Source organism: Candidatus Caldatribacterium sp. (genome assembly GCA_014359405.1).
GTDB lineage: Bacteria > Atribacterota > Atribacteria > Atribacterales > Caldatribacteriaceae > Caldatribacterium > Caldatribacterium oleiphilum.
In genome coordinates, this window is record JACIZN010000126.1 from 1 (window position 1) to 4,958 (window position 4,958).

At 55.9% G+C, this 4,958-nt stretch carries 7 protein-coding genes; 2 read left to right on the forward strand and 5 right to left on the reverse strand.

Annotated elements, in window-relative coordinates; genetic code table 11:
- Nucleotides 1-68: 68 nt before the first annotated feature.
- The 5 genes from H5U36_08825 to H5U36_08845 form a co-directional block, all read right to left on the reverse strand.
- Nucleotides 69-278, reverse strand: coding sequence for a DUF2922 domain-containing protein (locus tag H5U36_08825; protein ID MBC7218219.1), 210 nt, complete (start codon nt 276-278; stop codon nt 69-71).
- Between the two features lie 13 nt (nt 279-291).
- Complete coding sequence (locus H5U36_08830) at nt 292-513, reverse strand: DUF1659 domain-containing protein (protein MBC7218220.1); 222 nt, start codon at nt 511-513, stop codon at nt 292-294.
- 215 nt (nt 514-728) lie between these two features.
- Entirely contained in the window at nt 729-1,085 is a 357-nt protein-coding gene (locus H5U36_08835) for a hypothetical protein (protein MBC7218221.1), read from the reverse strand.
- A gap of 53 nt (nt 1,086-1,138) precedes the next feature.
- On the reverse strand, nt 1,139-2,620 hold the full coding sequence (locus H5U36_08840; protein ID MBC7218222.1) for a hypothetical protein: 1,482 nt from the start codon (nt 2,618-2,620) through the stop codon (nt 1,139-1,141).
- Between the two features lie 2 nt (nt 2,621-2,622).
- Nucleotides 2,623-2,940 carry a hypothetical protein gene (locus tag H5U36_08845; GenBank protein MBC7218223.1) on the reverse strand — a complete coding sequence of 106 codons (318 nt, stop codon included), beginning with the start codon at nt 2,938-2,940 and terminating at the stop codon, nt 2,623-2,625.
- Between the two features lie 147 nt (nt 2,941-3,087).
- Here H5U36_08845 and H5U36_08850 point away from each other — a divergent pair, with 147 nt between their 5' ends.
- Together H5U36_08850 and H5U36_08855 are read left to right on the forward strand one after the other, a co-directional pair.
- Nucleotides 3,088-3,747: a helix-turn-helix domain-containing protein gene (locus tag H5U36_08850; GenBank protein MBC7218224.1), complete on the forward strand. Its 660-nt coding sequence runs from the start codon at nt 3,088-3,090 to the stop codon at nt 3,745-3,747.
- Between the two features lie 155 nt (nt 3,748-3,902).
- Nucleotides 3,903-4,958: PAS domain S-box protein (locus H5U36_08855; GenBank protein ID MBC7218225.1), on the forward strand; the 1,056-nt coding region annotated here is incomplete at its 3' end.

Below are 4,958 nucleotides of genomic sequence, written 5' to 3' on the forward strand. Positions count from 1 at the left end.
AGGGGTTGGCCCCTCCCCCGCTTGCATTCGGTGTACCGGGAACCACGTCAGTTCAGAACGGGTGTGAGTCAGAGCACCGTTACTGTCGTCTCCACAATCTGCGCTCCGACTTTCTCCACGAGATCCCCGCCGGTGGTGGGGAAGATGTTCTTTGCAAGAATCACGTCCATCACGGCATCGACTTCAGTCCCGGTGAGGTTCTCCCGGGGGTAGTTCACCCGCACGTTCACGTTTTGCCCGGCCTCATTCTTGAACGTCATGACGAGGACTTTGGCCATCGGGCTTCACCTCCTATTCAGTGAGGAGCTTGTTCTCGGTGAGGATGAAATCGTGCACGGGATACGCCACAAGTCCTGCAATCGCCACGGCAACGTCGTAGACGTCCTGATGAGCTGCCGTCTCCTTCACCTGGTACGAGAGGGAGCGGATGATGGGACGCCCGTTTTCGTACTGCCCAACCTCGAGCCGAATCCGCAGGCGGTTCGGCTGCTCCACAACCACAACCGGTGGCATGGCAACACCTCCTCAAGAAATTGTCTCTCTACTTATTCTTAAGCGGGTGGGTGGGGGAGCAGTCGATGAGGTTTTCCTCTTCCCCCCTCTCGAGAACCCCGAGGGTTTCAGCTCTCCGGGGAAGACGGAGCTTCTTCCCGCACCTGGGGCACGTAAGGGGAATCCCCGGTACTCGTAGCATTCCCCGCAGCAGAAGATGAACATGAAATCACCTCCTACTCATCCTTAGGGGAGCGGGTGGGGGAACCTTGCCCTTCCTCCATCGCCTCCCGGAGCTTCCCAAGGGCAGACTTTTTGTAGCTCCGGACAGAGCTCCTTGAAATCCCGAGAATCCTTGCGGTCTCCCGTTCCGACAACCCCCCAAAGAAGAGGCAGTCTATGACGTCCCGTTCTCTTCGGGATAGAACCCCAAAGGGAATGGCAGGGGTTCTCCGCTTTTCCTTTTGAACCCTCCTCACTAAGCGTTCCATCACCTCCGGAGGAAAGGGAATCTCCCGGACCTTCAGCTTCCTTACCCCAAAACCCTCCCTCTTGAGAACCCGGTTGAAGGCGTGCTTCTGCTCCAAAGCCATGGGTGTCCTCCTTTTGTCATCGGTTTTCGGCTACTTGAAGGGCTGCTACCGGCTTAAGATGGAGGACTCAGAGCCCTTGCCTCAGATTGGGAAAGCTCCTCCTCGAGGGCTTCAAGCTCATGCTCTTCCGCTTTTGCGATTCTCTCAAGGAGGGCGGTGTACTCGGTACCTGTAACCACTCCCCGGATTTTTGCCCGCAGTGCCATCCGGTAGAGCCTGCTTTTGGCCTTACCGTTTTCGGGGATACCTTCTACCACCCTCCCTATTGCCCCTCTCAGGTCTTCCTCCCCACAGGTCCTTGGGGTGGTTGAGAAAGAGGTTGAAAAAACGGAAGGGTCTATACTGGACCTTATTGGATTCGGATTAGGATTCGTATTCGGATTCGTATTCGGATTAGGATTAGGATTCAGGCAGACAATTGACGTCAAGTTGCTGTCAATTGTCAGCAAGTTGCTGTCAATTGACGTCAAGTTGTTGCAGGTATGCAAAGAGTTGTTGCAGGTCTGCAACGAGTCGCTGCAAGTGTGTAAAGAGTCGTTGCGGGTCTCCTGCAAACCGTCATCAACCTGTAACAAGTCTTCGCAGGTCTGAGAAGGATTGCCATCAACCTGTTTTGAGTTGCTGCAGGTCTCATTCGGGTTGCACGTATGCAGAGGATTGCCGTCAACCTCCTCCAGGTTACGGATTTGCAGAGGATTGGTGTAAGTATGCTGCGGGTTACTGCAGGTCTTCCTGGGGCCGTCATCGGCCTCCTCTGGGCTGTTCCACGTCTGCGACAAGTTGCTGCAGGTATACTCCAGGCTGTTACCAACCTCCTTCGGGTTACCGCAGGTCGGTAAGGAGCTGTTGCCCATACGTTCCAGGTTGTAGGTCTGCAGAGGATTGCCGTAGGTATGCTGTGAGCTGTTGCACCTCTTTTCCAGGTTGCGGGTCTGCAACAGCCTGTCACAAGGATGCGGCAGGTTGTCGTCAACCTGTTTTGGGTTGCTGCAGGTCTTTTCCAGGTTACACATCTCTTTCGAGTTGGCGTAGTTCTGCTCCGGGCTATCGCAAGTCTGCGGTACGTCGTTGGGGGTCTCCCTCAGGCCGTTGCAAGTCGGTGGGGAGCTTTTGCGCATTTGCTCCAGGTTACAGGTCTGCTTTGGGCTTTGGCGCGTCTTTTTGAGCCTCCTACACTTTTTCGGATTGCTCGAGCTTACGGCTTCCGGTGGGGCAGGGTACCTGGGTTTCTTATTCCTCACCCGCTGGTGCTTCTCCCATGTCACCACCTCGAGGTAGGGCATGCCATCCACCTCATAGAGGCGTATGAGCCCTGCCCGCTCAAGAGAATGGAGCCACCCCTCGATTTGCGAAAGAGTAAATATCCCAATCTTCAAGGGGAAGCACCGGGCAAGGAGGATCTGGGGGCGAGCATCCATTCTTCCAAAGTCATCGCAGTTCACAAGGAGCCGGTAGAAGAAAACTTCCTCTTCCGGGGACAACGCATCGATGGTGGCGGAGGTACAAATCGATTCCTTGAGGATCCGGTTCGGCATGGCTACACCCTCGGGGTAACTGCAAAGTGCTTGAGCTGTACAAGGAGCTGCTCGGGTTTCCCCGGAAGCCGAAGGGGGAAGGCGCGCTCGAGGAACTTAAAGAGGGGAATCTCTAAAACCTCCCCGGTGTCTTTGCGGATGAGGCGGATTACCCGGACACCACGACTTTTAAGCTTTTCAATCACCTCCTTTTCCGTTCCCCACGCCTTGGAATTCCGGAAGATGCTCCGCTTTGTGATTTCCTTCTCGAAGACCTCCCCGTCAATCCATCCGGCAAAGATTTTCCGTCCTTCGACTTCCGTAAAAACAGGTTCGCGCATTGCTCATCCCCCTTTATCAACTGTGTGTGACTATTATACCCATGTATTTGCGGAATGTAAACAAAGATGTAGACAAAGAGTGAACAGGCGAGGATTGGGCAGGAATTTCTGCTATAATGGGAGAAAGTGGCAAGAGGCGGGAGGAGCATGAGAGCGGAGTGGCTTCGGGAGCTCCTCAGGAAAAACAAGATGTCCCAGGCAGAGCTTGCCCGGAGGATCGGGGTCTCAAGGGCCCTTGTCTCCTCCTGGATTTCCGGAACAAGGAACATCACCCCTGCAAACCTCAAGGCCATCGCCAAAGTCTTTGGGCTCAGCGAGGGCGAGGTCTTCCGTTTGGCAGGGGTGCTTGAGGAGGCCTTCGAGGTTTCCCCGGAGGTGGTCTTTGTGCCGGTCCTTTCCCCTGAGATTCCCTGCGGGACACCCCGGGAGGCTTTTGATGAGTACATTGTGGGCGTGCATCCGATACTCCGGGAAATGCTCGAGATGAGCGTTGGCAGGGCATACTACCATGGGCTCAAAATCTACTTCCTCCGGGCCGAAGGGGACTCGATGATGGAAGCCGGCATCACTCCAGGGAGCTTCGTCCTCTTTTCCCCGGACTTGGAAGTCCAGTCGGGGGACATTGCCGTTGTGGAGGTGGATGCTGAGGGCTTAACCATCAAGCAGGTCTTCTTCCGGGGTGATACCGTCGTCCTTGAGCCCAAGAATAGCCGCTATGAACCCCGAATCCTTGGAGCCGGAGAGGTCCAGATAAAGGGGAAGGTACTCCTTGTCCTGAACTACTTCAACCACTTGAGGAGGGTGTGAGGGTGAGGATGCAGCTGAGCCCCCAAGGTCTAAAGTTCCCCCGTGACGTGCTCAAGTACTGTGGAAGAAACTCTGGTCGATTTATGTGTGAACCGAAGCAGGTAGCTGACGCGGGAGGTACGCTCTGCTACCCATTCCGATGAGGAGGGGTGCGGGTGGTTGATCCCCGGTACCGGCTGCTTCTTGAAAACCTGCCTGATGGGTTTGCTTACCACGAGCTTCTCGTTGATGCTGACGGAAAGCCGATTGATTACGTTTTTTTGGAAGTCAACTCGGCTTTTGAGCGTTTGACTGGACTCGCGCGAAAGGACATCATAGGGAAGCGAGTCACCCAGGTTTTACCCGGCATTGAGCGGTCTTCCTTTGACTGGATTGGAACCTACGGGCAGGTGGCACTTTCCGGAGTAACCAGGCGTTTTGAGGCCTTTGCCGAACCGCTGAAGCGCTGGTACGAAGTCACCGCCTACAGCGATCGAAAGGGCTTTTTCGCCACCGTGTTCCGGGATATCACCGAGTGGAAGGTGATGCAGGAAGCGCTGCAGTTTGAGCGGAACCAGCTTCTGTCCATTTTCGACGGCCTCGAGGAAATCGTCTATGTTTCCGATCCGTATACCTATGAGATTCTCTACGTCAACCGGTATACCCAGAAGATGTTCGGAAAGCCCCTCGTCGGTGGGCTCTGCTACCGGGAGTTTCAGGGGAGGGATGCGCCGTGTCCTTTCTGCACCAATGCCCTGATTCTCGAGAAGAAAGGGGAGCCGTACCAGTGGGAGTACCACAATCCGGTCCTGAACCGGCACTACCTCATTACCGACCGCATCATCCGCTGGCCCGATGGTCGGGAGGTGCGCTTTGAAATAGCCATTGACATCACCGCCCAGAAGGAAGCTGAGAACCGGCTCCGGGAAAGCGAGGAGCGGTGGCGCACGACGCTCAGTTCTTTGGGTGAAGGGGTGGTGGTGGCGGACCTCCAGGGTCGGGTGATGTACCTGAACCCGGCTGCGGAAGCGTTAACCGGCTGGCGGCTGGAGGAGGCCGAGGGAAAGCCTCTCGAGGAGGTGTTTGTGATCCTCAATGCCCGTACCCGCCGGAGGGCCACCGGGGTGGTCCAGAGAGTCTTGCGAAGCGGGAAGGCGAAGAAGCTGGCCAACGATACTCTGCGTGTGGCCAGAGACGGAACCGAGCGCTATCTGGCCGGTTCTGCGAGTCCC

Coding starts and splice junctions, on each gene's coding strand:
- H5U36_08825 (MBC7218219.1), bottom strand. CDS start 278: ATGGCCAAAGTCCTCGTCATGACGTTCAAGAATGAGGCCGGGCAAAAC.
- H5U36_08830 (MBC7218220.1), bottom strand. CDS start 513: ATGCCACCGGTTGTGGTTGTGGAGCAGCCGAACCGCCTGCGGATTCGG.
- H5U36_08835 (MBC7218221.1), bottom strand. CDS start 1,085: ATGGCTTTGGAGCAGAAGCACGCCTTCAACCGGGTTCTCAAGAGGGAG.
- H5U36_08840 (MBC7218222.1), bottom strand. CDS start 2,620: ATGCCGAACCGGATCCTCAAGGAATCGATTTGTACCTCCGCCACCATC.
- H5U36_08845 (MBC7218223.1), bottom strand. CDS start 2,940: ATGCGCGAACCTGTTTTTACGGAAGTCGAAGGACGGAAAATCTTTGCC.
- H5U36_08850 (MBC7218224.1), top strand. CDS start 3,088: ATGAGAGCGGAGTGGCTTCGGGAGCTCCTCAGGAAAAACAAGATGTCC.